Origin of the sequence: Pseudomonas urmiensis (genome assembly GCF_014268815.2) — a bacterium.
Taxonomy (GTDB): domain Bacteria; phylum Pseudomonadota; class Gammaproteobacteria; order Pseudomonadales; family Pseudomonadaceae; genus Aquipseudomonas; species Aquipseudomonas urmiensis.
The window spans coordinates 5,093,539-5,119,611 of sequence record NZ_JABWRE020000001.1 but is presented as its reverse complement, the minus strand read 5'-3'; the positions used below and the strand labels follow the sequence as shown (position 1 = coordinate 5,119,611).

Annotated in this window: 25 protein-coding genes; 9 read left to right on the top strand and 16 right to left on the bottom strand. The window is 61.9% G+C overall.

Annotation, left to right across the window (positions count from 1 at the left end):
- Positions 1-9 precede the first annotated feature (9 nt).
- From zur to HU737_RS23170, 4 genes are all read left to right on the top strand, one after another.
- Positions 10-495: a zinc uptake transcriptional repressor Zur gene (gene zur, locus HU737_RS23185; protein WP_186553196.1), complete on the top strand. Its 486-nt coding sequence runs from the start codon at positions 10-12 to the stop codon at positions 493-495.
- The gene (znuC, locus tag HU737_RS23180; protein ID WP_186553195.1) at positions 492-1,265 is read left to right on the top strand and encodes a zinc ABC transporter ATP-binding protein ZnuC; all 774 of its coding nucleotides are present in this window, start codon (positions 492-494) and stop codon (positions 1,263-1,265) included. Before zur ends, znuC begins: the two co-directional genes overlap by 4 nt.
- A complete protein-coding gene (gene znuB / locus HU737_RS23175) occupies positions 1,258-2,040 on the top strand; it encodes a zinc ABC transporter permease subunit ZnuB (protein WP_186553194.1) in 783 nt (260 codons plus the stop codon). The genes znuC and znuB overlap by 8 nt, the downstream gene beginning before the upstream one ends.
- Positions 2,041-2,167: 127 nt before the next feature.
- Positions 2,168-2,875: a PA5502 family lipoprotein gene (locus tag HU737_RS23170; RefSeq protein WP_186553193.1), complete on the top strand. Its 708-nt coding sequence runs from the start codon at positions 2,168-2,170 to the stop codon at positions 2,873-2,875.
- A 33-nt stretch (positions 2,876-2,908) separates the two neighbouring features.
- Here HU737_RS23170 and katE read toward each other — a convergent pair whose 3' ends face one another.
- Positions 2,909-5,053, bottom strand: coding sequence for a catalase HPII (gene katE, locus HU737_RS23165; protein ID WP_186553192.1), 2,145 nt, complete (start codon positions 5,051-5,053; stop codon positions 2,909-2,911).
- A gap of 222 nt (positions 5,054-5,275) precedes the next feature.
- Here katE and HU737_RS23160 point away from each other — a divergent pair, with 222 nt between their 5' ends.
- The 3 genes from HU737_RS23160 (at position 5,276) to HU737_RS23150 (ending at position 7,789) form a co-directional block, all read left to right on the top strand.
- Entirely contained in the window at positions 5,276-6,283 is a 1,008-nt protein-coding gene (locus HU737_RS23160; protein ID WP_186553191.1) for a methionine ABC transporter ATP-binding protein, read from the top strand.
- The gene (locus HU737_RS23155) at positions 6,283-6,954 is read left to right on the top strand and encodes a methionine ABC transporter permease (RefSeq protein ID WP_186553190.1); all 672 of its coding nucleotides are present in this window, start codon (positions 6,283-6,285) and stop codon (positions 6,952-6,954) included. The genes HU737_RS23160 and HU737_RS23155 overlap by 1 nt, the downstream gene beginning before the upstream one ends.
- Before the next feature lie 64 nt (positions 6,955-7,018).
- Positions 7,019-7,789, top strand: a complete 771-nt coding sequence (locus HU737_RS23150) for a MetQ/NlpA family ABC transporter substrate-binding protein (protein WP_186553189.1) — start codon at positions 7,019-7,021, stop codon at positions 7,787-7,789.
- Positions 7,790-7,893: 104 nt separating this feature from the next.
- Here HU737_RS23150 and HU737_RS23145 read toward each other — a convergent pair whose 3' ends face one another.
- Genes HU737_RS23145 through HU737_RS23125 form a run of 5 tightly spaced genes read right to left on the bottom strand, consistent with a single transcriptional unit; the run spans position 7,894 to position 11,775 of the window.
- Positions 7,894-8,526, bottom strand: a complete 633-nt coding sequence (locus tag HU737_RS23145) for an SCO family protein (protein ID WP_186553188.1) — start codon at positions 8,524-8,526, stop codon at positions 7,894-7,896.
- Complete coding sequence (gene cyoE / locus HU737_RS23140; protein ID WP_186553187.1) at positions 8,523-9,422, bottom strand: heme o synthase; 900 nt, start codon at positions 9,420-9,422, stop codon at positions 8,523-8,525. The genes HU737_RS23145 and cyoE overlap by 4 nt, the downstream gene beginning before the upstream one ends.
- The gene (locus tag HU737_RS23135; protein WP_186553186.1) at positions 9,407-10,474 is read right to left on the bottom strand and encodes a COX15/CtaA family protein; all 1,068 of its coding nucleotides are present in this window, start codon (positions 10,472-10,474) and stop codon (positions 9,407-9,409) included. Before HU737_RS23135 ends, cyoE begins: the two co-directional genes overlap by 16 nt.
- 10 nt (positions 10,475-10,484) lie before the next feature.
- Positions 10,485-11,069, bottom strand: coding sequence for a PA_0111/PP_0108 family redox-active disulfide protein (locus HU737_RS23130; protein ID WP_186553185.1), 585 nt, complete (start codon positions 11,067-11,069; stop codon positions 10,485-10,487).
- Positions 11,035-11,775, bottom strand: coding sequence for an SURF1 family protein (locus HU737_RS23125; RefSeq protein ID WP_186553184.1), 741 nt, complete (start codon positions 11,773-11,775; stop codon positions 11,035-11,037). Before HU737_RS23125 ends, HU737_RS23130 begins: the two co-directional genes overlap by 35 nt.
- Before the next feature lie 63 nt (positions 11,776-11,838).
- Here HU737_RS23125 and HU737_RS23120 point away from each other — a divergent pair, with 63 nt between their 5' ends.
- Positions 11,839-12,042 carry a twin transmembrane helix small protein gene (locus HU737_RS23120; protein ID WP_186553183.1) on the top strand — a complete coding sequence of 68 codons (204 nt, stop codon included), beginning with the start codon at positions 11,839-11,841 and terminating at the stop codon, positions 12,040-12,042.
- Positions 12,043-12,144: 102 nt separating this feature from the next.
- On the opposite strand, the gene HU737_RS23115 is transcribed toward HU737_RS23120, so the two are convergent.
- Genes HU737_RS23115 through coxB form a run of 4 tightly spaced genes read right to left on the bottom strand, consistent with a single transcriptional unit; the run spans position 12,145 to position 16,386 of the window.
- Positions 12,145-13,032, bottom strand: a complete 888-nt coding sequence (locus HU737_RS23115; RefSeq protein WP_186553182.1) for a cytochrome c oxidase subunit 3 — start codon at positions 13,030-13,032, stop codon at positions 12,145-12,147.
- 16 nt (positions 13,033-13,048) lie between these two features.
- A complete protein-coding gene (locus tag HU737_RS23110) occupies positions 13,049-13,615 on the bottom strand; it encodes a cytochrome c oxidase assembly protein (RefSeq protein WP_186553181.1) in 567 nt (188 codons plus the stop codon).
- Positions 13,616-13,625: 10 nt separating this feature from the next.
- Positions 13,626-15,215, bottom strand: a complete 1,590-nt coding sequence (ctaD, locus tag HU737_RS23105) for a cytochrome c oxidase subunit I (RefSeq protein WP_186553180.1) — start codon at positions 15,213-15,215, stop codon at positions 13,626-13,628.
- Between the two features lie 43 nt (positions 15,216-15,258).
- Complete coding sequence (gene coxB, locus HU737_RS23100) at positions 15,259-16,386, bottom strand: cytochrome c oxidase subunit II (RefSeq protein ID WP_186553179.1); 1,128 nt, start codon at positions 16,384-16,386, stop codon at positions 15,259-15,261.
- Between the two features lie 387 nt (positions 16,387-16,773).
- Between coxB and HU737_RS23095 the strand changes: the two genes are divergently transcribed.
- Complete coding sequence (locus HU737_RS23095) at positions 16,774-17,415, top strand: hypothetical protein (RefSeq protein ID WP_186553178.1); 642 nt, start codon at positions 16,774-16,776, stop codon at positions 17,413-17,415.
- 103 nt (positions 17,416-17,518) lie between these two features.
- On the opposite strand, the gene HU737_RS23090 is transcribed toward HU737_RS23095, so the two are convergent.
- From HU737_RS23090 to prlC, 6 genes are all read right to left on the bottom strand, one after another.
- Positions 17,519-19,051 (bottom strand): SulP family inorganic anion transporter, encoded by a 1,533-nt coding sequence (locus HU737_RS23090; RefSeq protein WP_186553177.1) that lies wholly within the window; start codon positions 19,049-19,051, stop codon positions 17,519-17,521.
- Between the two features lie 191 nt (positions 19,052-19,242).
- Entirely contained in the window at positions 19,243-19,965 is a 723-nt protein-coding gene (locus HU737_RS23085; protein WP_186553176.1) for a carbonic anhydrase, read from the bottom strand.
- Positions 19,966-20,369: 404 nt separating this feature from the next.
- A complete protein-coding gene (locus HU737_RS23080; protein WP_186553175.1) occupies positions 20,370-21,428 on the bottom strand; it encodes a PA0069 family radical SAM protein in 1,059 nt (352 codons plus the stop codon).
- A 69-nt stretch (positions 21,429-21,497) separates the two neighbouring features.
- A complete protein-coding gene (locus HU737_RS23075) occupies positions 21,498-23,534 on the bottom strand; it encodes a M3 family metallopeptidase (protein ID WP_186553174.1) in 2,037 nt (678 codons plus the stop codon).
- A gap of 114 nt (positions 23,535-23,648) precedes the next feature.
- Positions 23,649-23,930 (bottom strand): YheV family putative zinc ribbon protein, encoded by a 282-nt coding sequence (locus HU737_RS23070; protein ID WP_189661663.1) that lies wholly within the window; start codon positions 23,928-23,930, stop codon positions 23,649-23,651.
- A complete protein-coding gene (gene prlC, locus HU737_RS23065; protein ID WP_186553173.1) occupies positions 23,927-25,978 on the bottom strand; it encodes an oligopeptidase A in 2,052 nt (683 codons plus the stop codon). Before prlC ends, HU737_RS23070 begins: the two co-directional genes overlap by 4 nt.
- Between the last annotated feature and the right edge of the window lie 95 nt (positions 25,979-26,073).

Here is a 26,073-nt window from a genome sequence, read left to right as displayed (position 1 = left end):
TCGCCGCTCATGTCCATCACGCCGCTGGCTCACCGTCCCCACGACCATTCCCATTGCGTGCACAGCGCCCTGGCCGAAGCCGATGCCATCTGCATCCGCCAAGGCCTGCGCCTGACTGCCTTGCGCCGCCGGGTGCTGGAGCTGGTCTGGCAGAGCCACAAGCCGCTGGGCGCCTACGACATCCTCGCAGTGCTCAGTGAGCAGGACGGCCGCCGCGCAGCGCCGCCAACCGTGTACCGGGCGCTGGATTTCCTCCTGGAAAACGGCCTGGTGCACCGCATCGCCTCGCTCAACGCGTTTATCGGCTGCAGCCATCCTGAGCACGCGCACCAGGGTCAGTTCTTGATCTGCCGCGCATGCCACGTGGCCATCGAGCTTGAGCAAGACAGCATCAGCGGCGCCATCGTCGCCAGCGCCAAGGCCGTCGGTTTCAGCGTCGAAACCCAGACCGTGGAAGTGGTGGGCCTGTGCGGCAACTGCCGAGGCGCGGCATGAGCGATGCACTGATCCGCCTCGAACAGGTCGGGGTCACGTTCGCAGGCGAAGCGGTTCTGGACAACATTGACCTGGCAGTGGCGCCTGGCCAGATCGTCACCCTGATCGGCCCCAATGGCGCCGGCAAGACCACCCTGGTGCGTGCCGTGCTGGGCCTGCTCAAGCCCCATCGGGGCAAGGTCTGGCGCAAGCCCAAGCTGCGCATCGGCTACATGCCGCAGAAGATCCAGGTCGACCCGACGCTGCCGCTGTCGGTACTGCGCTTCTTGCGCCTGGTGCCCGGTGTAGACCGCGCGGCAGCCGTTTCAGCGTTGCAGGAAGTGGGCGCCGAACAGGTCATCGACAACCCGATCCAGAACATCTCCGGTGGTGAGATGCAGCGTGTGCTGCTGGCCCGGGCGCTGCTGCGCGAGCCGCAACTGCTGGTGCTCGACGAGCCGGTGCAGGGCGTCGACGTGGTCGGCCAGACCGAGCTGTACAACCTGATCACCCGCCTGCGCGACCGCCACGGCTGCGGCGTGCTGATGGTCTCGCACGACCTGCACCTAGTGATGAGCACCACCGACCAGGTGGTCTGTCTGAACCGCCATGTGTGCTGCTCGGGCCATCCGGAGCAGGTCAGTGGCGACCCAGCCTTCGTCGAGCTGTTCGGCCAGAACGCACCTAGCCTGGCGATCTACCACCACCATCACGATCACAGCCACGACCTGCATGGCTCGGTGGTCGCCCCCGGCACCCATGTTCACGGAGAGCACTGCAAGCATGGCTGATTTTCTTCTCTACGCCCTGCTCGCGGGACTGTCCTTGGCTGTGGTGGCCGGCCCCCTGGGGTCTTTCGTGGTCTGGCGGCGGATGGCCTACTTCGGCGATACCCTGTCCCACGCCGCTTTACTCGGGGTAGCACTGGGTTTCGTGCTGGACGTGAGCCCAGCGTTGGCGGTGACGGTTGGCTGCCTGTTGCTGGCGATCCTGCTGGTGACCCTGCAACAACGTCAGCCGCTGGCCTCCGACACCTTGCTCGGCATCCTCGCACCCAGCACCTTGTCGCTGGGCCTGGTGGTGCTGAGCTTCATGCACGATGTGCGCATCGACCTGATGGCCTATCTGTTCGGCGACCTGCTGGCGATCAGCCCGACTGACCTGGGCTGGATCCTCGGCGGCAGTGCGCTGGTCCTGCTGCTGCTCGGTGCACTGTGGCGGCCACTGCTGGCGATCACCGTGCACGAAGAGCTGGCGATGGTCGAAGGCCTGCCGGTGGCGGCCCTGCGCATGGCGCTGATGCTGTTGATCGCGGTCGTGATTGCCGTGGCGATGAAGATCGTCGGCGTGTTGCTGATCACCTCGTTGCTGATCATTCCAGCGGCTGCGGCGCAGCGTCACGCCCGCTCGCCCGAGCAGATGGCGCTGGGCGCCAGCCTGCTGGGGATCACGGCGGTATGCGGCGGCCTGGCGATGTCCTGGTTCAAGGACACCCCGGCCGGCCCATCGATCGTGGTCTGCGCGGCGGTGCTATTCTTGCTGAGCCTGGCGGTGCCGAAGCGCTGAAAATCTGGGTGCGCGCAGGCGCATCCTGCAACCTTTTCGCGGGTAAAGGGTCTGTAAGACTTGTTTTCGAGCGTGCGCACCTGGGTGTAGACTTGCTCGCTTTTTGCGCAAATAGAGAGTCGCAGGAATGAAGCCGTTCGCCTCCCGTTATCTGCTTGTTGCCGTGTTTTCGTTGTTCCTGGCCGCGTGTTCCAGCGCCCCGGTCGAACAATCGACCGCGCCTGCCCAGCCTGATGCCTGGGGGCAACTGGAGCAGAGCATTGCCAGCAACGAGCTGGCCACAGCCGAAGATCAGTTGACCGCCTTGCAGGCGCAATCGCCTGACGATGCCCGTGTTGAACAGTATCAGCGGCAATTGGCCGAAGCCTATCTGCGCCGTAGCCAGATCGTGCTGCAAAAGGGCGATGTCAATGCTGCCGCCACTGCCCTGGCGCGTGCACGGGCACTGATGCCGCGTGCACCTGCCATCACCGGCGGTGATGCCGTGGCCCAGGCACGCAAGGCTGAGCTTGAGCGCGCGGAAGCTGCGCTCAAGGCGGCTGAGGCCAAGCCCAAGGCGCGAGTGATCGATCCGTCTGCGCCGAGCACTGTGGTGGCGCTGAAGACCACCGACAGCCGCGCCATGCGCCGCCAGCTCGATGACATTGCCGCGGATGTGGTGAATTATCAGTGCGACGTGGTCTTCCAGGTGCCGCGCACTGACGATGCGCCCTGGTTGAAAACCTTGCTGGAAAAGCGCGTGCGCAAGCTCGACAGTGGCTTTGAGCTGAAGCAGAAGCATGAAATTCAGCGCTCGCTGCCAGCGCAGGTGGTGCTGGTACCGCATCAGGGTTGAAAATTTTGGGGCTGCTGTGCAGCCCCAAAAATCTCACGCCGGAACAGATTCAGCGGCCGCCTCGCGCTCCCAGACTCGATGCCCTTCCACTGCCTTGACGAAGGCATCGACTGCTTTCTGATCATCTCCGACCAGCAACCCCTTGTCTTCCTTGAGCCCCAGCTTGTCCAGCAATGCCTTGGCGTCCTTAGCCACGCCTATCGCCTTGAGGTGCTTATAGGCCTCAAGCAAGTAATGCTTGGCCAGGCCACTTTCACCCAGCGCCTGCAGCGAAGCCTTGCCAGCCGGAACCAAAACCCCGTCGACCAGCACCGACGGCATTCCCTCCATCGACGCATCCACCGCCAGCGCCTGGCCATCGGCAGTCTTCACTGGCGCCGAACTCGGCCCCAACAGCAACGGCCGGGCACTTTGCGCTTCCAGCGCCTTGACCAACCTGTCGACATCCGCGCCATCGACCCCATCGGCCACCAGCAGGGCGATCTTGCGCCCCTTGATCCCCACACTGCCGGGGTGATTCATCTGGCTCAACGCCGGCGATTTGGCCAGTTTCGAACCCTTGACCTGCACCGTGCCCTTCTTCGGCACCGGCAAACCCAGGTTGGCCGCCACTGCCGCCGCCAACTTCAGATCGATGTTGGCGAGAATCTCGTTCACCTCGCGCGCTCGAATATGCTCGCGCTCAACTTTGCCCAACTCAAAGCTGTAGGCCTTGATGATGTGCTGTTGCTCATGCGCGCTCATGCTCTGGAAGAACAACCGCGCCTGCGAGAAGTGGTCGCTGAACGAGTCACTGCGTTGGCGGATCTTGTTGGCGTCGATACGCTCCTGATAGCTCTCGAATCCGCCATCTTGCGGGGCTGGTGGGGTTTCCTTAGGCCAGCCGCCGTCGATACTGTTGGGCTCGTAGGAGGCGCGCCCCTTGTCGATGGTCATGCGGTGCAAGGCATCGCGCTGACCGTTGTGATTGGGCGCAACCGGGCGGTTGATCGGGATTTCATGGAAGTTCGGCCCACCCAGGCGGCTGATCTGGGTATCGGTGTAGGAGAACAGCCGGCCCTGCAAGAGCGGGTCGTTGGTGAAGTCGATACCCGGCACGATGTGTCCGGGGCAGAAGGCGATCTGCTCGACCTCGGCAAAGAAGTTGTCCGGGTTGCGGTTGAGCACCATCTTGCCCAGCGGGGTCACCGGCACCAGCTCTTCGGGGATGATCTTGGTCGGGTCGAGCAGGTCGAAGTCGAACTTGTGCTCATCCGCCTCCGGCACGATCTGTACGCCCAGCTCCCACTCCGGATAGTCACCCGTTTCGATCGCTTCCCACAGGTCACGGCGATGGTAGTCGGTGTCTTTGCCTGCCAGTTTTTGCGCTTCGTCCCACAATACCGAGTGCACACCCTGACGGGGCTTCCAGTGGAATTTGACGAAGCTGGCCACACCCTCGGCGTTGATCAGGCGGAAGGTATGCACGCCAAAGCCTTCCATCATCCGCAGGCTGCGCGGAATGGCGCGGTCAGACATGGCCCAGATGACCATGTGCGCCGACTCCGGCACCAGCGAGACGAAGTCCCAGAAGGTGTCGTGGGCCGAGCCTCCAGTGGGGATCTCGTTGTGCGGTTCGGGCTTCACCGCATGGACAAAGTCGGGAAACTTGATCGCATCCTGGATAAAGAACACCGGCATGTTGTTGCCAACCAGGTCGAAATTGCCCTCATCGGTGTAGAACTTCACGGCAAAACCGCGCACGTCGCGCACCGTGTCGCCAGAGCCACGCGGCCCCTGCACTGTGGAAAAGCGCACGAACACCGGGGTGATTTTCTCTGGATCGCGCAGGAACCCAGCCTTGGTCAGCTCGGCATGGTCGCCATAGCTCTGAAAGTAACCATGCGCACCGGTGCCACGGGCGTGAACGATACGCTCGGGAATGCGCTCATGGTCGAAGTGGGTGATCTTCTCGCGCATGATGAAGTCTTCGAGCAGCGAAGGCCCGCGCGCGCCGGCTTTGAGAGAGTTCTGGTTGTCGGCTATCTTCACCCCCTGATTGGTGCGCAACGCTTCGCCGGTAGCATCGCCACGGAAGTTTTCCAGGCTCTGCAGCTTGGCATTGGTGTTGGCGCGGTCGGGGGTCTGGGTGCCGGCGAGCTGGCTTTCACGGGGGGCGTCGGGGTTCTTGCTGGGCATCTTCGGCTCTCCTCATCAGTCTTCAGGCTGCCCTAACGGGCTTGTTCTAGTAGTGACTGGAGGGTGGCGACAGGCGTTCAATCAGGTTTACCGGCTGTCGCGTTATATCCGCGCGATTGGTCGGTTACGAAATAAATGCTAAGAACAGCTATGGGAAAAGGCTAAAATGCGCGCCCGGCTTACCGCTGACCCAACTTCCATGCGCCCCACAAGGTTCGCTACGTGATCGAGTTTCAACATGTGCACAAGACCTACCGCGTCGCCGGTAGGGACATCCCCGCCCTCAATCCGACCAGCCTGACCATTGAAAATGGCCAAGTGTTCGGCCTGATCGGCCACTCCGGCGCCGGCAAGAGCACCTTGCTGCGCCTGATCAACCGCCTTGAAGCGCCAAGCGGCGGCAAGATCATCGTCGATGGCGAAGACGTCACCGCGTTCGACGCCAACCAGCTGCGCGGCTTCCGCCAGCAGGTCGGGATGATCTTCCAGCACTTCAACCTGCTGGCCTCCAAGACCGTTGCCGACAACGTCGCCTTGCCGCTGCTGCTCGCCGGCGAGCTGTCGCGTGCCGAGATCGACAAGCGCGTGACTGAATTGCTCGCCCGCGTTGGCCTGCAAGACCACGCCAAGAAGTACCCGGCCCAGTTGTCTGGCGGGCAGAAGCAGCGCGTCGGTATCGCCCGCGCCCTGTCGACCCGGCCGAAGATCCTGCTGTGCGACGAGGCCACCAGTGCCCTCGACCCGCAAACCACCGCCTCGGTGCTGCAGCTGCTGGCGGAGATCAACCGCGAACTGAAGCTGACCATCGTCCTGATCACCCATGAAATGGACGTGATCCGCCGGGTCTGCGACCGCGTGGCGGTGATGGACGCCGGCCAGATCGTCGAACAAGGGCCGGTGGCCGAGGTGTTCCTGCACCCACAGCACCCGACCACCAAGCGCTTCGTCCAGGAAGACGAGCAAGTCGATGAGGGCGAGCAACGCGACGACTTCGCCCACGTGCCAGGGCGCATCGTGCGCCTGACCTTCCAGGGTGAAGCCACCTACGCGCCGCTGCTGGGCACTGTGGCCCGCGAAACCGGTGTCGACTACAGCATCCTGGCCGGGCGTATCGACCGCATCAAGGATGTCCCCTATGGGCAGCTGACCCTGGCCGTGACTGGCGGCGACATGGAGGCGGCGTTCGACCGCTTCAAGGCAGCTGATGTACATATGGAGGTACTGCGTTGATGGACGCCCTGAATTTCTTTGCTAACGTCGACTGGGCCGAAATCTGGCTCGCCACCATCGACACCATGATCATGCTGTTCGGCTCGCTGTTCTTCACCGTGCTGCTGGGCCTGCCGCTGGGCGTGCTGCTGTTCCTGTGCGGACCGCGGCAGATGTTCGAGCAGAAGGGTGTGTACGCGCTGCTGTCGCTGGTGGTCAACATCCTGCGCTCGCTGCCGTTCATCATCCTGCTGATCGTGATGATCCCGATCACCGTGCTGATCACCGGCACCTCGCTGGGCGTCGCCGGGGCTATCCCGCCACTGGTGGTCGGGGCCACGCCGTTCTTCGCTCGTCTGGTGGAAACCGCCCTGCGTGAAGTGGACCGCGGCATCATCGAAGCGACCCAGTCGATGGGCGCCACTACCCGCCAGATCATCACCAACGCACTGCTGCCAGAGGCCCGTCCGGGTATCTTTGCCGCGATCACCGTGACGGCCATTACCCTGGTGTCGTACACCGCGATGGCCGGCGTGGTCGGTGCCGGCGGGCTGGGTGACCTGGCGATCCGCTTCGGCTACCAGCGGTTCCAGACTGACGTCATGATCGTGACCGTGGTGCTGCTGCTGATCCTGGTTCAAGTTCTGCAAAGCGTCGGCGACAAACTGGTCGTGCACTTTTCCCGTAAGTAACCCCAATGGGGTCGGCCCAGCCGACCCGTTCGGGGGCCGTCGCGGCCCTCACAAGGAGTGATTGATGAAAAAACTGCTTGCTGTCGTCGCCGCCGCTGCGGCCTTCTCGGCCAATGCCGACACCCTGACCGTTGCCGCCACCCCGGTGCCGCACGCCGAGATCCTCGAGTTCGTGAAGCCGCAATTGGCCAAAGAAGGTGTCGATCTTAAGGTCAAGGTGTTCACTGACTACATCCAGCCAAACGTGCAGGTCGCCGAGAAGCGCCTGGACGCCAACTTCTTCCAGCACCAGCCGTACCTGGATGAGTTCAACAAGGCCAAGGGCACCAACCTGGTCAGCGTGGCTGGCGTGCACCTGGAGCCGCTGGGCGCTTACTCGAGCAAGCTGAAGAAGCTCGACGAGCTGTCCTCCGGCGCTACCGTGGTCATCCCTAACGACGCCACCAACGGCGGCCGTGCCCTGTTGCTGCTGGACAAGGCAGGGGTGATCAGCCTCAAGGACAAGACCAATATCCTGTCCACCGTGAAAGACATCACCGGCAACAGCAAGAACCTGAAATTCCGTGAACTGGAAGCTGCGACCATCCCGCGTGTGCTGACCCAAGTCGACCTGGCGCTGATCAACACCAACTATGCGCTGGAAGCCAAGCTCAATCCTGAGAAGGATGCCCTGGTGATCGAAGGCAGCGACTCGCCTTACGTGAACATCCTGGTGGCGCGTCCAGATAACAAGGAATCAGACGACATGAAGAAGCTGGCCGCAGCCCTGCATTCGCCTGAGGTGAAAGCCTTCATTACCGAGAAGTACAAAGGTGCAGTGATTCCGGCGTTCTAAGCCGCCTGGAACGCTAATCGCGGGGCAAGCCCGCTCCCTCGCCAATGTCCTGCCTAGAGCAATGGCGTGGGAGCGGGCTTGCCCCGCGATGCTTTTAGGTCGATTCAGTCGCGCTTAACCAGCCCAGGCAACTGCGCCACCAGCTTCTGGTTATTGAACGGCGCCCGGATGAACCCGCGCTGACGCCCATCCGGCCCGACAATCGCCAGGTTGCCGCTATGATCCACGGTATACCCAGGCTTGCTGGTGTCGGCCGGGATGAACGGAATGCTCAAGGCATTGGCCAGTTTCTGGGTATCCTCGATCGACCCCGCCAAACCTACGAAATCCTTGTCGAAGTAGCCCAGGTACTGCTTGAGTTGATTGGCCGTATCGCGGTTTGGATCGACGCTGACCAACACCACCTGAAAACGCTCCAGCGCTTGCTTGGGCAGCTCGCTCTTGACCTGGCGCAGCTGGGCCAGGGTAGTTGGGCAGATGTCCGGGCAGTAGGTGTAGCCAAAGAACAGCAAAGACCACTTGCCCTTGAGCTCATCGAGCGCCACCGGCTGGCCGTTCTGATCATGCATGGTCACATCCGGCACAGTGCGGCTTTGCGGCAGCAGGATGATGCCGGCATCGATCAGTTCGGTGGGGTTGGCCTCGCCGCGACCATTGAGCACCTTGTTGACGGTCAGGCCGAGGATCAACGCGACCACGGCGACGAGGATGAAGACGGTTTTCTGGGTTCGGGTCATAGATTCAGCAACAAGTAGTGATCAACGAGCAGCGCGATGAACAAGGCAAACAGGTACCCGATAGAGTACTTGAAGGTCTTGATCGCCGCGTGCGGCCGGGTGCCACGGTACAACACCCAGGCCCACTGGACAAAGCGCAGGCCCAGCAGCAGCGCACAGCCCAGGTAGAGCGGCCCGCTCATGTGAATGGCGTAAGGCAGCAGACTGACCGCCAGCAGCACCCAGGTATACAGCAGGATATGTAGCTTGGTGTAACGCTCGCCGTGGGTCACCGGCAGCATGGGGATTTCGGCCTTGGCGTACTCCTCGCGGCGGTGAATAGCCAGGGCCCAGAAATGCGGAGGGGTCCAGGCGAAGATGATCAGTACCAGCAACAAGGGTTCAGCGCTGATATGCCCAGTCACCGCGACCCAGCCGAGTAACGGCGGGGCAGCTCCGGCCAACCCACCGATGACAATGTTCTGCGGCGTGGCGCGCTTGAGAAAGCCGGTGTAGATCACGGCGTAACCGAGCAGCGAGGCCAGCGTTAGCCAGGCAGTGAGGGGATTGGTAAAGGTCAGTAGCAGGGCCATGCCCAGCAGCGCCAAGACCAGGGCAAAGCTCAGCGCCAGCACCGGCGCGATTCGCCCCTCAGCCAACGGCCGCTTATGTGTACGCGCCATCAAGGCATCGATACGCCGGTCGACCACATGATTGACCACTGCCGCAGCGCCCGCGCACAAGCCAATTCCCAGGTTGCCGAACACCAGCACAGCCCACGGCACACCCGCGCGGGTGGCGAGGAACATCCCCGCCAGCGAGGTGATCAGCATCAGTACCACCACCTTGGGCTTGGTCAGCTCCAGGTAATCGCGCCAGCCGGCCTGCTGCCGGCGTTCACTCAGAACCGTCGCCACGTGTCATTCCTCATCGGTACATGCGCACCCGCCACGCGGGTAAAGCGCCAGCCATGGCCCAGGCGAACCTTGTCGACGACCCGAATGCGGTAGTTCACCAGCATCATCATCAACAGCAACGCGGCGCCGCCAGCGTTGTGCGCCACGGCCACCGCCAGCGGCAGGTGCAACAGCACATTGCTGATACCCAGGCCGATCTGCAGCGCCAAGGCCAGCAACACCAAGCGCGCCAGGCCGGCCAGGCCGTTGCGATAGAGCTTCCAGCTGAGCAGCAGCAACACCGCCGTGACCAGCAGGGCGCCCAACCGGTGGCTGATATGAATGGCCGTGCGGGCGTCACTGTCCAGCTGCCCACCAAGGTAGTTTGGGCCGACGTGCTGGGTCAGATGGAAGCCGTTGCTGAAGTCCGCCGGCGGCCACCATTGGCCATGGCAGGTCGGCAGATCGATACAAGCAACAGCGGCGTAGTTGGCGCTGACCCAGCCGCCCAAGGCGATCTGGCCGATCACCACCAACAGCGCCAACGCCGCTACCCGGCGCACGCTCAGCGGCAGTTTTGGCAGGGGCACAAAGGCCCGGGATAGACGCAGGGATAGCAGGAACAGCAGGCTCAAGGTGGTAAAGCCACCAAGCAAGTGCGCGGTGACCACCTGCGGCCAGAGTTTCAGGGTTACCGTCCACATTCCGAACGCCGCTTGCGCCAACACCACCCCTAGCAACAACACCGGCAAGCGATAGGGCTGACCGTCACGCGCATGGCGGCGCACGGCCTGGAAAGCGAGCAGGGCAATCACCAGTGCCAGGGCCCCGGCAAAGTAGCGGTGGACCATCTCCGCCCAGCCTTTGGCCGCTTCCACCGGGTGTTCCGGGAAGTGCAGCTCGGCGTGGGCCAGCTGCGCGTCGGACTTGGGCACGCTGATAAAACCGTAGCAGCCCGGCCAGTCCGGGCAGCCCAGGCCTGCATGGGTGAGGCGGGTATAGGCACCGAGCAGAACGACCACAAGTGCCAGCAGGGTGGCGAACACGGCGAGGCGGTATCCGGGTCTGGCCATGGTTTGGCTCCTATCCGATGTTGGACAGCTTGAGCAGGTGACGCAGATCGTCGAGCACGTGCTTGCCCTTGACCTTGGCGTCGTAGCGCAGCACCAGGTTGCCGTGCGGATCGACGATCCACAGCTGCGGGCCAGGCTCGCTGACCTTGTGGCCGTAGCGTTGCAGGTCGAGGGGATAACGCTGTAGTTGCGGGTACTCGCGGCCGAGCAACGCCTGGTAGTCAGCGGCCAATGGCTGGGCACTGGCCAACGCATGGCTGGCACGGCTGGCGTCGCGACCCAGGCCGACCTGGATCTGCCGGGCCAGGTACACCAGTTGCTGGCAATCCTCCGCGCAGGCCGCAGGTGCGCTGACCAACAGCTGCCAGCGCTCACCCTGCGCATCGATACCGATATCGGCCCGAGTCTGGCCGTTGCCGATCATTGCACCGTGATAGCTGCGCCCCTCAGGCACCCAGAACTTGAACTTGTACATGCTGGTGGCCAGGATCATCGGGCCGACCGCCACCAAAAGAATCAGCAGCAGCTGCAAACGCCCGCGGGCTCTAGGTTTGCCGCCTTCAGGCACGTCCAGTGGACTCGTGGCGGTGCTCATGGTCGTTCTCCTTTTTGTGGTGCCAGCCGAAGTACAGGTAGAGCAATACCAGCGCCGCCGACAGGGCGAACCACTGCACGGCATAGCCCAAGTGCTTTTCCGAACCCATGGCGACTACCGGCCAGTCCAGCCGATAGCTGGCAGGGCCAGGCTCCAGGCGCAGTTCATGGGCAAAGCCGTCGCGGCCTAGCTGCTGCCACAGCTGGCCGGCGTCGATGGCGGTCAACAGCTGCGGCCATTGCTCGCTGACTGGGTCGGCGTGTAATTGGAAGGCGCTGCCCGGCGTTACGTAGACCGAGGCGTGCAGGGTGAGCGCTTTTGCGGGGGTGTCGAAGGCCACTGGCACGCGCCGATCCGGCCACGGCAACCAGCCTCGATTGACCAGCAACCACAGGCCGCTGGCCTGATCGTGGAACGGTTGCAGCAACTCGACGCCAACGCGGCCATCACGCAGGCGGTTATCCAGCAGCAGGCTGTGCTCGCTGTCGAAACGGCCATGCAGCTGTACCCGGTAAAACGCCGGATCGGGCAATTGCTCGATTTGCGCCATGGCCAGCGGCGCCTCGACGCGGCGTTCGGCATAGGTATCGAGCAGCACGCGTTTTTCATCGGCCCGGCGCAATTGCCAGCAGCCGAGCGCGATCAAGCCCGGCAGCAGCGCTAGCACTACCAAGGTGGGTACCACGCCTGGGCGAAACGGCTTCACCGGGGCCTCGTCAGGTCGAGCGCTATACTCAAAGTCATCACTGCATCCCCCCGGAGTGCCGCCATGCTCAAGGCTGCGATTGTCCTGTTGCTGTTGGCCACCATCGCCAGCCTGTTCAGTGGCCTGGTATTTCTGGTCAAGGACGATGAGAACTCGACCCGCTTGCTCAAGGCGCTGACGGTGCGGGTCACCCTGGCGGCCCTGACGCTTGCGCTGGTCACCTGGGGCTTGATGAGCGGCCAGCTGGTGTCTCATGCGCCCTTTTAGATAGCGATTGCACAATCGTGGGAGCGGGCTTGCCCCGCGATGCCATGCTCAATTCACCTGCGCAATCGCGGGGCAAGCCCGCTCCCACGTCGCCGTCATCTGCTACAGGACGTACACGAAGATAAACAGCCCCACCCAAACCACATCGACGAAGTGCCAATACCAACTGGCCGCCTCAAAACCAAAATGCTTGTCGGCATTGAAATGCCCACGCAACACCCGACAGAACATCACGATCAAGATCAACGTACCCAAGGTCACATGCGCGCCGTGGAAACCGGTAAGCATGAAGAACGTCGCCCCGTAGATCCCCGACCCCAGGGTCAGGCCCAGATGGGTATAGGCCTCGTAATACTCATAGGCCTGCAACGCCAAAAACGACAGCCCCAAGACAATGGTCAGCCCCAGCCACAGTTTCAGCGGGCCACGGTGATCCTTGCGCAGCGCATGGTGGGCGATGGTGATGGTCACACTGGAGCTGACCAGCAAGATGGTGTTGATCAGCGGCAAGTGCCACGGGTCGATGATGTCCTTGGGCGGCGGGAATAGTTTCGGGTCCGGCGTGTGTAGCAGCGGCCAGGCAAACTCGAAGCTCGGCCAGAGCATGTGCGCCACGCCCTTGTCACCCTCGCCGCCCAGCCATGGCCCGGCCAGCACCCGCACGTAGAACAGCGCGCCAAAGAAGGCCAGGAAGAACATCACCTCGCTGAAGATGAACCAGCTCATGCCCCAACGGAACGAACGGTCCATCTGCGGGCTGTACAACCCCGCCTTGCTCTCCTTGATCACCGCGCCAAACCAACCGAACAGCATGTAAGCCAGGCACAAGGCACCAACGAAGAAGATCAGCGGCCCGAGGGAATCCGGGTGGCCAGCCTTCATATCATTGAACCAGGTACCCAGGCCGAACACGGTGATGAACATGCCGACCGTGGCGATGATCGGCCATTTGCTCTGCGCCGGGACGTAGTAGTGATCATGACTTGCCATTGCTGTTCTCCTTCCCTCAGCGGGCGCGCTGGACGTCCTCGGCGGCGACATGCGCAACCGGCGGGTGACGAGCGGTGATGTCGAACAAGGTGTAGGCCAGTGTCAGGTGCTTCACGTTGCCCGGCAGGTCGCGGTCAACAATGAAGCGCACCGGCATCTCGATGCGTTCACCGGGCTGCAGCACCTGCTGGGTAAAGCAGAAGCACTCGGTCTTGTGGAAATACGCTGCCGCCTCGGCCGGGGTGATGCTGGGGATGGCCTGGGCGCTCATGGGTTTGTCGGTCGGGTTGTGGGCAACGAAGACCATCTGGTTCACCGCCCCCGGGTTGACCTCGATCTGGTCCGCGGTGGAGTAGAAATCCCAGACCATGTCGCTGGCGTTGGTCGACATGAACTGCACGCGTACCGTGCGCGAGGGATCGCTGACCTGGCTGCCCGCGTACTGCCCGCCAGTCTTGCCATTGATGCCGAACGCCTTGCACATCACGTCATAGATCGGCACCAGGGCAAAGCCGAAGGCGAACATCACCACCGTCAGCAGCAGCAGGCGTCGCACCAGGCGTTTGAGCGGCAGGCTGGTCATCGAGGCGCTCCTACTTCACTTGCGGTGGGGTCTGGAAGGTGTGGTACGGCGCCGGCGAAGGCACCGACCACTCCAGCCCCTCGGCACCGTCCCAGGGCTTGGCCGGTGCCGGGGCGCCGCCACGAATGCACTTGATAACGATGAACAGGAAGAAGATCTGCGTGGCGCCAAACATGAATGCGCCAACCGACGAGACCATGTTGAAGTCGGCAAATTGCAGGTTGTAGTCGGGAATCCGCCGCGGCATGCCGGCCAGGCCAACGAAGTGCATGGGGAAGAAGGCCAGGTTCATACCGACGAACGACAGCCAGAAATGCAGCTTGCCGAGGGTTTCGTCGTACATGTGGCCGGTCCATTTCGGTAGCCAGTAGTAGGCCGAGGCGAAGATGCCAAAGATCGCCCCCGGCACCAGCACATAATGGAAATGCGCGACCACGAAGTAGGTGTCGTGGTACTGGAAGTCCGCCGGGGCAATCGCCAGCATCAGCCCGGAGAAGCCACCAATGGTGAACAGAATGACGAAGGCGATGGCAAACAGCATCGGCGTCTCGAAGGTCAGCGCGCCCTCCCACATGGTGCTGACCCAGTTGAACACCTTCACCCCGGTGGGCACTGCGATGAGCATGGTGGCGTACATGAAGAACAGCTCACCGACTACCGGGATGCCGACCACGAACATGTGGTGGGCCCAGACGATGAACGACAGGAAGGCGATCGCCCCAGTGGCATAGACCATCGAGGTGTAGCCGAACAGCGGCTTGCGCGAGAACGCCGGGATGATCGAGCTGACCGCGCCGAATGCCGGCAGGATCATGATGTACACCTCGGGATGGCCGAAGAACCAGAACACATGCTGGAACAACACCGGATCACCACCGCCGGCGGCGCTGAAGAAGCTGGTGCCGAAGTGGATGTCCATCAGCATCATGGTCACCACGCCCGCCAGCACCGGCATTACCGCGATCAGCAGGAACGCGGTGATCAGCCAGGTCCAGACGAACAGCGGCATTTTCATCAAGGTCATGCCGGGCGCGCGCAGGTTGAGGATGGTGGCGATCACGTTGATCGCGCCCATGATCGAACTGACCCCCATCAGGTGAATGGCGAAGATGAAGAAGGTCACACTGGCTGGCGCGTAAGTGGTGGACAACGGCGCGTAGAACGTCCAGCCGAAGTTCGGCCCACCGCCGGGGCTGAACAGGGTCGAGACCAGCAGCAGGAAGGCCGCTGGCAACAGCCAGAAGCTGAAGTTGTTCATCCGCGGCAGGGCCATGTCGGGCGCGCCGATCATCAGTGGGATCATCCAGTTGGCCAAACCGACGAAGGCCGGCATCACCGCACCGAACACCATGATCAGGCCATGCATGGTGGTCATCTGGTTGAAGAACGCCGGCTCCACGATCTGCAAGCCCGGCTGGAACAGCTCGGCGCGGATCACCATGGCGAACGAGCCGCCCAGCAGGAACATGATGAAGCTGAACCACAGGTACATCGTGCCGATGTCCTTGTGGTTGGTGGTCAGCACCCAGCGCATCAGGCCCTTGGCCGGACCGTGGGCGTGCTCATGGCCGTGGGCGTGGTCGTCGATCACTGCACTCATGTCCTGTCTCCTGCAATCCACTGGCTGCGGCGGGGATAGCGGTTCATTGGCCTTCTGCCTGCTTGAGCGCCAGTACATCCTTCGGCGTGACCATGTCGCCCTTGTTGTTGCCCCAGGCGTTGCGCTCGTAGGTCACCACGGCGGCGATATCGACCTCCGAAAGCTGCTTGCCGAAAGCCGCCATGGCGGTGCCCGGTTTGCCGTGGAAGACAATCCCCAGGTGCTCATCCTTCGGCCCGGTGGCGATCTTCGAGCCCTTGAGCGCCGGGAACATCGGCGGCAAGCCCTGGCCCTCGGCCTGGTGACAGGCCACGCAAGTGGTGTGGTAGACCTTGTCGCCACGCTCGACCAGCTCTTCAAGGGTCCATTCCTTGCTGGTCAGCTCCTTGAGCTTGGCCGCTTCTGCCTTGCGCTCGCCAAGCCAGGTGTCGTAGTCGGCCTTGGACTTGACCTCGACCACCACCGGCATGAACCCGTGGTCTTTGCCGCACAACTCGGTGCACTGGCCGCGGTAGATGCCGGGCTTCTCGATTCGGGTCCAGGCCTCGTTGACGAAACCAGGGATGGCGTCACGCTTGACCGCGAAAGCCGGCACCCACCAGGAGTGGATGACATCGGCGGCAGTGACCAGGAAGCGCACTTTGGCGCCCACCGGCAGTACCAGCGGCTGATCGACTTCGAGCAGGTAATGCTCGTCCTTGGGGGCCTTGTTCTGGATTTGCTCGGCGGGGGTGGCCAGGTTGCTGAAGAACTCGACGTCCTGGCCCAGGTACTTGTAGTGCCATTTCCACTGGTAGCCGGTGACCTGGATGTCGATGTCCGACTCGCTGGCGTCATAGATGTCGATCAGGGTCTTGGTGGCCGGGATGGCCATCACCACCAGAATCAGGAAGGGGACCACGGTCCAGAGAATTTCCACCCAGGTATGTTCGTGGAAATGCGCCGGCTGCTGGCCGGTGGAGCGGCGGTGGATGACCATCGACCAGAACATCGCGCCGAATACCACGATGCCGATGACCACGCAGATCCAGAAGATGGTCATGTGTAGGTCGAACACAGCGTGGGAGACTTCCGTAGCCCCCGGCGCCATGTTGACGGTCCATGCGCCGTGCGCCTGACCGAAAACCGACCACAACAGAAGGCCCATCCAGACATGTGGATGTCGCATCATTGCGGGTTCCCCTTATCGTTCTTGTAGTCCCGGAGGCGTAGACCTTGGGCAAGGGGGGGCGGCAGTCAAGACAGCCTACTTCGACGACCGAGCTCCTCTGCAAACTGCAGGCGGGCCTCATCAACGAATCACGTTCAACCCGAGTATAGACAGCGACCAATGGCGCGCAATGCAGCCTATGAAATGATCGTCACGAATCCACAAAAACACTTGAAAGCCGCATGAATGCTGGGCTCTGGCACAATAGTGGCACCGTGATATATCGCAGCGCGCACACGTTTGCCTGTTTTATAACAAATGCGTCTTAGGCATTCCGTATACCGAGCTAACTTAGAGTCTTCCGTAAAATATGTCTTCCGTTTGTCATCCCTTGTCCCTGGAGTTGTCATGAACATCGCTGCTGTACGCGAGCAGATCAAACAAGCCCATCAACATGAGAGCCTGACCGGCCAACTGAAACAACGACTCGAGGCGCAGCTGCCTCACCTGCATCCTTCGATCCAACTCCCCGAGCAGGATGCCCAGGGCACCATGGCGCGCTTCGTCGGCGCCTACATCGACGAGGTTCCGGAATTGCTGGAGGCTGCCCATGAGGTGGCGCGTGAGGCCGGAATCGAATCGCAGATCAAACCGGTGTTGAAGATCGCCGAGGCCTACTTCCTGCAGCCGCCGAGCGTGATGGCCGGGCATGTTGGCCTGGATTGCCTGCTGGATGAGGCGTACTTGGCTCATCGTTTGGTAGAGGAGGTCAATGACCTGTACATCCGCCACTTCCAGCAGCCGTTGATTCCGGTGGATACCACCGTGGCCAACCTGATTGCCCATCAACTGATCGGCGAGACGTTTGCCAATCAGCTGGATGAGGTGGTGCATCATTCGGTGGATGAGATGTTGAATGATGAGAGCTTTGCGCTGGAATCGGTGGAAGCCTATCGGGCCAAGCTGAGCAGCCCTGAGACGGGCGCTGCGTGGAAGCGTTGGCCGTGCCTGTCGCGCCAACTCGGAGTCGAGCTAGGCCAGCCGGCCTGAAGTGTTTTGATCTAACGCCATCGCGGGGCAAGCCCGCTCCCACGCCAGGCATTACGCAGGCTGCGTGGGAGCGGGCTTGCCCCGCGATGGCGTTTTCCGGGTTTTAAACCCCCACGCCAGCCGTAGTCCGAATCCTGCCCTCGATCCTGCGCTTCAACCGCCGCTGCTCGATCTTCAACCTCGACCCCTTGGCGGCATTACTGCGTCCCCAGTCCTCGAGCAATTCCAGGCACGAGTGGTCGATATAGCTGAGATTACCCAACGGCACATGCAAGGTCGTCCCGGCCGGTACCGCTTCGAGTACCTGGGTCAACGCCGGCACCTTGAGGAAAGTGGCCGCACCGCTCAAACGCAGCTCCATATGCCCAGGCTTGTCGAGCGTGACCAGATTGATCTTCAGCCGTGCAGCTTTGAACGCCAGCTTCAACAGGGTCAGGGCAAAGCCCAACAGCACCCCGGTCAGCAGGTCAGTGAAGATAATCGCCAGCGCGGTCGCCGCGTAGGTGAACATCGGCATCCGCCCATATCGACCAAGTCCGCGGAAGGCCTTGAAATCGACCAGTTTGACTCCGGTGTAAACCAACACACCGGCCAGGCTCGCCACCGGAATCTGTTGCAGCACGCTGCTCAGCACCACCACGAATGCCAGCAGCCAGAGGCCATGCAGGATCGCCGAGGCGCGGGTCTGTGCACCGGCCTGGACGTTGGCCGAGCTGCGCACGATCACCCCCGTCATCGGTAGTGCGCCAAGGATGCCGCAGAGCATGTTGCCGATACCCTGGGCCGACAGTTCCTTGTCGAAGTCCGAACGTTGGCCACTGTGCATGCGGTCTACCGCTGCCGCCGACAGCAGGGTTTCGGCACTGGCGATGAAGGCCAGGGCAAAAGCGGCTACCAGCAAGGTCGGATCGGCCAGTTTCAGCAAGTCATCAGGCCGTAGCCAGTCGATCGCCTCGGACAAATCCGCCGGCACCACCACGCGATTGACTGGCAGCGCCAACCACATGCTGATCATCGTCATCGTCGCCACGCCCAACAGCGCACCGGGAACAAAACGCAGACGCTGCGGACGCCAGCGCTCCCAGGCCCACATCATGGCGATGGTGCCCAGCCCTAATGCCCCCGCCTGCCAGCCACTGCCCGCGTTTTCCAGCGGCATCGCCGCCATTAACGTTGCTGGGAATTCCAGCAGGTTTTGCATCCCGGAAGGCTGCGGTGCGGTGTCGAACATCACATGCACCTGAGACAGCACGATCAGCACGCCAATACCGGCGAGCATGCCGTACACCACGGCAGGCGCGGTGACCCGGAACCAGCAACCTAGGCGAAAGCGTCCGGCCAGCAGTTGCAGCAGACCGGCCAACAGCAGGATCGGCCCGAGCATGGCCATGCCATGCTGGCGCACCAGCTCGAACACCAGTACCGCCAAGCCTGCGGCAGGGCCGCTGACTTGCAGCGGCGAGCCTGCGATAAAGCCCACGACGATGCCACCGATGATGCCGGTGATCAGGCCCTTGGCCGGCGGCATGCCCGAGGCAATCGCGATGCCCATGCACAAGGGCAGGGCCACCAGAAAGACCACTACCGACGCCAGCAACTCACGCGGCAGGGCCGCTTTGATCTGTGTCTTGTTCACCCTACTTCTCCTTTCTCTATCACACGGCCATTCCGCTGGCCGTGGGCACGTGGGACCCCTGACTCGCGCCCAGGCGCGGGCCGCCAGCAGCTATGCCGGCAAGGCAGTCAGGGAAATTCAAGGCAGCCGAAGGCCGTACCACACCCCTAGGGGTGTAGCCGGCTATCAAGGTCTTAAGGTGTCAGGGTCGCTTAGTAGCGGCCTCTCGGGGTGGCGCTGGGGATCGGCTCGCCTGCGGTCAACGGCAGGAAGCGGTCGCTGGCGGCATCATAGGCTTCAATCTTGCTGGTCTCGATGTCGTAGATCCAACCATGGATATACAGCTGGCCGGCAGCCAGGCGCGAGGCCACAGAGGGGTGAGTGCGCAAGTGATGCAGCTGGGCGATGACGTTTTCTTTGGTGACCACTTGCATGGTCTCGTGCTCACTGCCACACGAGCAGTTGTCCTCGACCACCGTGCGCGCGACCTCAGCATGGCGCAGCCAGGCTTTGACCGTTGGCATCTTCTCCAACGAATTGGGGTTGAGTACCGCACGCATGGCGCCGCAGTCAGAGTGGCCACATACGATGATGTGGTGCACGCCCAAGGCCAATACGGCGTATTCGATGGCGGTGGACACGCCGCCGTTCATCTGGCCGTACGGCGGCACAACGTTACCGACGTTACGAGTCACGAACAGATCGCCAGGCGAGCTCTGGGTGATCAGCTCAGGGACGATGCGCGAATCGGCGCAAGTGATGAACATGGCGCGCGGCTTCTGCGCGGTGGCGAGCTTCTTGAACAGCTCCTGCTGCTCCGGAAACACGTCATGGTGGAAGCGCAGGAAGCCGTCGACGATATGCTTGAGGGCGGCATCGGCGCTCTCGGCGGGAGCATCAGCCGGAGTGGCCTTGGATGGGTCCTTGATGGGCATGATTCATCCTCTTGACGGTGTGTAGGTAAGTTCCATTTTACCGGTTAAAGATTATGGCTATGCGTGGAATTAGATGACACGCAGGGGCCATTAATCACAGTCGGTGTGGACTGATTTCATACGCTACGGGAGAAAACTTAATTGAAACTGAATTTGAAGGCTCTAGAACGGGCGTTCCAGCTTCATGAGGCGGGACTTTGATAATAGCAAAAAAACATCAAACGCCAAGACCCATTAGTAAAAATAGTGTGAAGTATTAGTTGGACTAGTTCTATGTAAAAGGCGATATGGCCTCATCACGTGGGAGCGGGCTTGCCCCGCGAGAGGGTCGGCCACTGTGTGCATCGCGGGGCAAGCCCGCTCCCACGCGGCCCGTATCGACCTTAGAGCAGCCTGCTCACTGACTAGAACAACGCCATCTGCCCACCCGGTGGACAAAACGCCGAGCAGTCCAACACCTGCGCCTCTCGCCCCTCGAACTGCAACCTGCGCATCGCCCGGGCAAACCGCTGCGCCAGCAACTCGGCAAACACGCCTTCACCGCGCATCCGCGAACCAAAACGGCTGTCATACAACTCGCCGCCTCGGCTTTGGCGAATCAAGCTCAGCACATGCGCCGCCCGCTGTGGGTAGTGATCCTGTAGCCACTGCTCGAACAATGGCGCCACCTCCAACGGCAGACGCAGCATCATGTAGGCCGCGCTTTGCGCGCCAGCTTGCTTGGCAGCCTCCAGCAGATGCTCCAACTCGCTGTCATTGATCATCGGAATCATCGGCGAGCACAGTACGCCCACGGGCACACCTGCCTCGCTCAACACCTTAATTGCTCGCAAGCGCGCCTTTGGCGCAGCCGCCCGAGGCTCGAGTACACGCTTGAGCTCATCGTCCAGCGTGGTCAGGCTGATCATCACCCGCGCCAGGCGCTGTCTCGCCAGCTCAGCAAGCACGTCAAGATCGCGCAGGATCAACGAGCCCTTGGTGACGATGGTCACCGGATGGCGATAGCGCAACAGCACTTGCAGCAGGCGTCGGGTGAGCTGCTGTTCACGCTCGATGGGCTGGTAGGGATCGGTATTGGAGCCCAGATTGATCGGCGCGCAGATGTAGCCAGGTTTGCTCAGTTGTTGCTCGAGCACATCGGCAGCGTTGGTCTTGGCGATCAACTTGGTTTCAAAGTCCAGGCCTGGGGACAGATCCCAATAGGCGTGGCTGGGGCGGGCATAACAGTAGATGCAGCCATGCTCGCAGCCGCGATAGGGGTTGATCGAGCGATCAAAGGGCAGGTCGGGCGAGGTGTTGCGGGTGATGATGGTCTTGGCCGTCTCGATCCGCACCTCTGTGCCTTGGGTAGGCGGGACTTCCTGGTACCAGCCATCGTCCTCGGCCACCGAACGGTTAGCGGCAAAGCGGTTGTCGGGGTTGTGGGTCGTACCACGACCTCGAACCGGTGCTGGAGTGTGCATGGCTGTGCCCTGATACTGTTTTTATATACAGTATACGAGCACATGCATTTGCTCCAGCACCGTTGGGCATTATTCCGGCGCGGCCTCCAACCTATTCCAGCGCAAGTAGGCATCAAGGTTCAATGGGCGATCCAGGAAGTCTGCGACGCTATCAGCCAGGGTTCGCGATGCTCCATGCGCAATGAATTTCTCGCGCAAAGCATGCCCCGTTGCCCCGTCGCGCAAGCCCACTTGCTCGAAGCGGGTAAATAGATCGACGGCGTGGGCATCCGACCAAAGATAGGAAAAATAGCTCGCATCGTAGCCACCCACCAGATGCTCGAACGCCTGGGCTGGCCGCTCGAAATCAGCCAGTGGCCTGCCGAATACCTCGCGGTAGCTGTCCTCTACACGCACCTGTAGGGCTCGACCGTCCTTCACATTGCGATGCAGATCCAGGTCCAACAGGGAAAGCGCCAACCCCATGGCAACTTCACCTAAAGCATCCCGTTGCAAGCGCTTGAGCACAGGTTGCAGTGTCGAAACGGGCAGCCTGCCCCCAGTTCGGTAATCCGCTGAAATGCTGGCCAGAAACTCTGCCGACCAGACCCAACGCTCGAACAACTTGCTGCACACCTCATTACCAACCCTGCCCAACCGGCGGGTATCGGACAGCAAATGATTGTGGGTTCGCAGCAAAAGATGCTGCAGGGCATGGCCGAACTCATGGAACAGTTTGCGCAATGCCAAGTGGTCCAGCAGGGGCGGTGCGCCGTCGACGCCCTCGGGCACATCACTAAAGACCATTGCCACAGGCCCGTGATAGACACCCTCGGCATCGACCCGGCGATTGAAGGAATAGCTGGTGTAGACACTTCCAGGCTCCTTGCCCTCCCGGGCAACGCCATCCACGTAGAGGTGACCGATGATTGCGTGATGTTCAACCAGCTCGAAAGTCAGCACCTCAGGATGCCAAGCCTGCACCGAGGTCACCGGTACCAAGGCGATACCGAACAGCTCCCGAGTCAGCTCTACAAGCGCCGCGATAACCTTGTCGTAGGGGAAAAATGCGCGTACCTGTTCTTCATCAAGTGCCGTTAGCCGGCCTTGCAGCGAGTGCTGCAGGTAGGCGACATCCCAAGGTTTGAGCTGATCAAGGCCTTGCTCCTTGGCCTGTTCCAGCAATGTGCGCCAGCGCCCCAGCATCCCGGGGGTGACCCTTGCTTGCAGGTCCTGCAGAAAACCTTGGACTTCACTCCAGGACCCCAGGTTCTTCTCCTCCAGGCTGAGCGCCACGGCATCTGGAAAGCCAAGCAACTCCGCTCTTTCCTGCCTGACCTCGGCCAACGCCTGTAGCAACGGGCCGTTATCGAGCGTGGGATCATCGTGCGAGCCGCGGGTGTGAAAGGCCCGATACACTTGCTCGCGCAGCAAGCGATCCTGGGCGTACTTGAGTACCGCCTTGCAGGGCTGTTCTTCACAGGGCACCAACCAGCCTTGAAGGCCTGCGGCGTGGGCATGAGCGGCCAGCTCTGCAAGGTTGCGCGCAGGCAGGCCGCGCAGACGCTGCTGATCTTGGACATGTATTTTTCGATCGCTCACCGAGCGATCCAGATTGTCGCCAAATTCACGCTGTAGGCGGGCAATCGTCGTGTCTAGCTCACCCAATCGTTGCCGCGCCGACTCATCCAGCAGCACGCCCGCCAGACGAAATTCGCGCAAACGCTTCTGCATGGTCAGCTGCTTGTCCGCAGAGAGACCACGGCCAATTTCGCTCTCAGCCAAGCGCTGATACAGCCGGTACAAACGCAGGCTTCTGTCCTTTTGCTTGAACCAACTGTCCACTTTGCCCAATAGCTCTAGCACCAGGTCAGCCCAATCAGGGCCGCGGGTGTGCAGGGGCATAACGCTATAAACCGCGCCCTGCAGGCGCGCTTCCAATTGATCCACAGCCAGCACCAAGTCATCCCAGGTCGGCAGCTGTTGCTGGCGCTCGATGATCTGCTCAAGCACCGCTTCTTCGGTACTCGCCAGCGCATGCTCCACTGCTGACTTCAGGTGTTCCAGGGTGACCTGGTCGTAGGCGATCAACCGATCGCCACGCAGCAAGGGGTTTGGGTTAGGCATGGGGCATCCTCGGACCTTTGGAGAAAGGTCCGAATGTGGGCCACCCACCGGCAATACAGGTGCTAAATAGCTAACACCGCACCGCCCAGGCAGAGGCCTGAGCGGTGGGTGAATTTACTCCGCAGGCTTCTTCAGCTTCGGATTGGGGAAGAACTGCACAGTCTGCACCTTGACCGGCTCGGCTTTGACCGCCTGCTGATTGACCCGGGTGCCCAGTTCTTTGGGCACCGACAAACCCTGCTCATTGAGGGTGTCGGTAAAGCCACAGGCGACGCACTCGCGGTGCGGCACGCCATCCTCGTTCCACATCATCAACCGGTCTGGCTCGCTGCACGCCGGGCAGACCGCCCCGGCGATGAAGCGCTTCTTGGTCTTGATCACAGACACCTCACTCATGCCGCCGCGTCCTCGCTCAGGCCACAATGGCGCAGCAAGGCATCGATGGAAGGCTCACGGCCGCGGAAGTCGACGAACAGCACCATGGGCTCACGCGAACCGCCACGGGCCAGGATTGCCTCACGGAAGGCGCGGCCGGTCTCGGCGTTAAGCACGCCTTCTTCCTCGAAGCGCGAGAAGGCATCGGCCGACAGCACTTCGGCCCACTTGTAGCTGTAGTAGCCCGCCGCGTAACCACCGGCAAAGATGTGCGCGAAGCTGTTGGGGAAGCGGTTGTAAGCCGGCGGACGCATGACCGACACCTCGTCTCGCACGCCTTCGAGCACTTGCAGCACGCTGCGGCCATCGCCATGGCTGGCGTGCAGCTCGAAGTCGAACAGCGAGAACTCCAGCTGGCGCACCATCATCATGCCGGACTGGAAGTTCTTCGCCGCCAGCATTTTGTCCAACAGGTCCTGAGGCAGTGGCTCGCCGCTCTCGTAATGGCCGGAAATCAGCGCCAGGCCTTGCGGCTCCCAGCACCAGTTTTCCATGAACTGGCTCGGCAGCTCGACCGCGTCCCAGGCCACACCATTGATACCCGACACTCCCGCGTGCTCGATGCGGGTCAGCAGGTGGTGCAGGCCGTGGCCGAACTCGTGGAACAGGGTGGTGACTTCATCGTGGGTCAGCAGCGCAGGCTTGCCAGGGGCGGCCGGGGTGAAGTTGCACACCAGGTTGGCCACTGGGCTCTGCAGACTGCCCGCCTCGGTACGACGACGGTCGCGGGCGCCGTCCATCCAGGCGCCGCCACGCTTGTTGGCGCGGGCATACAGGTCGAAGAAGAAGCGTCCGACATGCTGGCCGTTTTCTTTGATCTCAAACAGGCGCACGTCCGGGTGCCAAGCATCGAAGCCCTTGAGTTCAGCGATTTCGATGCCGTACAGGCGCTGGACGATGGCGAACAGGCCAGACAGCACCTTGTCGATCGGGAAGTAGGCGCGCAGGGTTTCCTGCGAGACGCTGTAGCGCTGCTCACGCAGCTTCTCGCCGAAGTAGCCAGCATCCCAGCTGGCCAGCTCCGGGCAACCCTGCTCGGCAGCGTAGGCCTTGAGCTGGGCCAGGTCCTGGGCGGCAAATGGCTTGCTGCGCTTGGCCAGGTCACGCAGGAAACTCAGTACCTGGTCGCTGGATTCGGCCATCTTGGTCGCCAGGCTCAACTCGGCGTAATTGGCGTAACCCAGCAGTTGGGCCAGCTCTTGGCGCAGGTCGAGGATCTCGCCCATCACCGGGCCGTTGTCGAACTGGCCAGCGTTCGGGCCTTGATCCGAAGCGCGGGTGCAGTAGGCGGCGTACAGCTCTTCGCGCAGGGCGCGGTCGCTGGCGTAGGTCATTACCGCGTAGTAGCTGGGGAATTCGAGGGTAATCAGCCAGCCGTCGAGGCCCTTGGCCTGGGCAGCGGCGGCCATCTGTGCCTTGGCCGAATCCGTCAGGCCGGCCAGGGCGGTTTCATCGGTAACGTGCTTGGTCCAGGCCTGGGTGGCATCGAGCAATTGGTTGGAGAAACGGCTACCCAGTTCGCTGAGCTTGCTCTGCACTTGGGCATAGCGCTGCTGCTGGTCTGCCGGCAGGTCGATACCCGACAGGCGGAAGTCGCGCAGGGCGTGTTCGAGAATGGTTTTTTGCGCCACGTCGAAACCTGCCGCTTCCGCGCTGTTGGCCAACGCCTGGTAGGCTTCGAACAGCGCGCGGTTCTGGCCAAGTTCGGTGGAATAGGCGCTCAACGCTGGCAGGCACGACTCATAAGCCTCGCGCAGCTCTTGGCTGTTGCACACCGCATTGAGGTGGCTGACCGGGCTCCAGGCAGCGCCGAGGCGGTCGTTGAGTTCGTCCATCGCCAGCACCAGGCCCGCCCAGGTCGGGGCTTTGCCTTGCTCGGCGAGGATCTGGGCGATGGCTTTGCGGTTGTCGGCCAGGATCTGTTCGATCGCCGGCAGCACATGTTCGGCACGGATCGCCGAGAAGGGCGGCAGATCGTAGGACTGCAGAAGTGGGTTGTTCGCACTCACGGTTTAGATACCTTGGCAGGAGAAACACGGGACCATCTTAATTACAATCGACGCCGTCCGCAGCAGGCAGCCCGCCTATTGGCAATCAAGAGAGG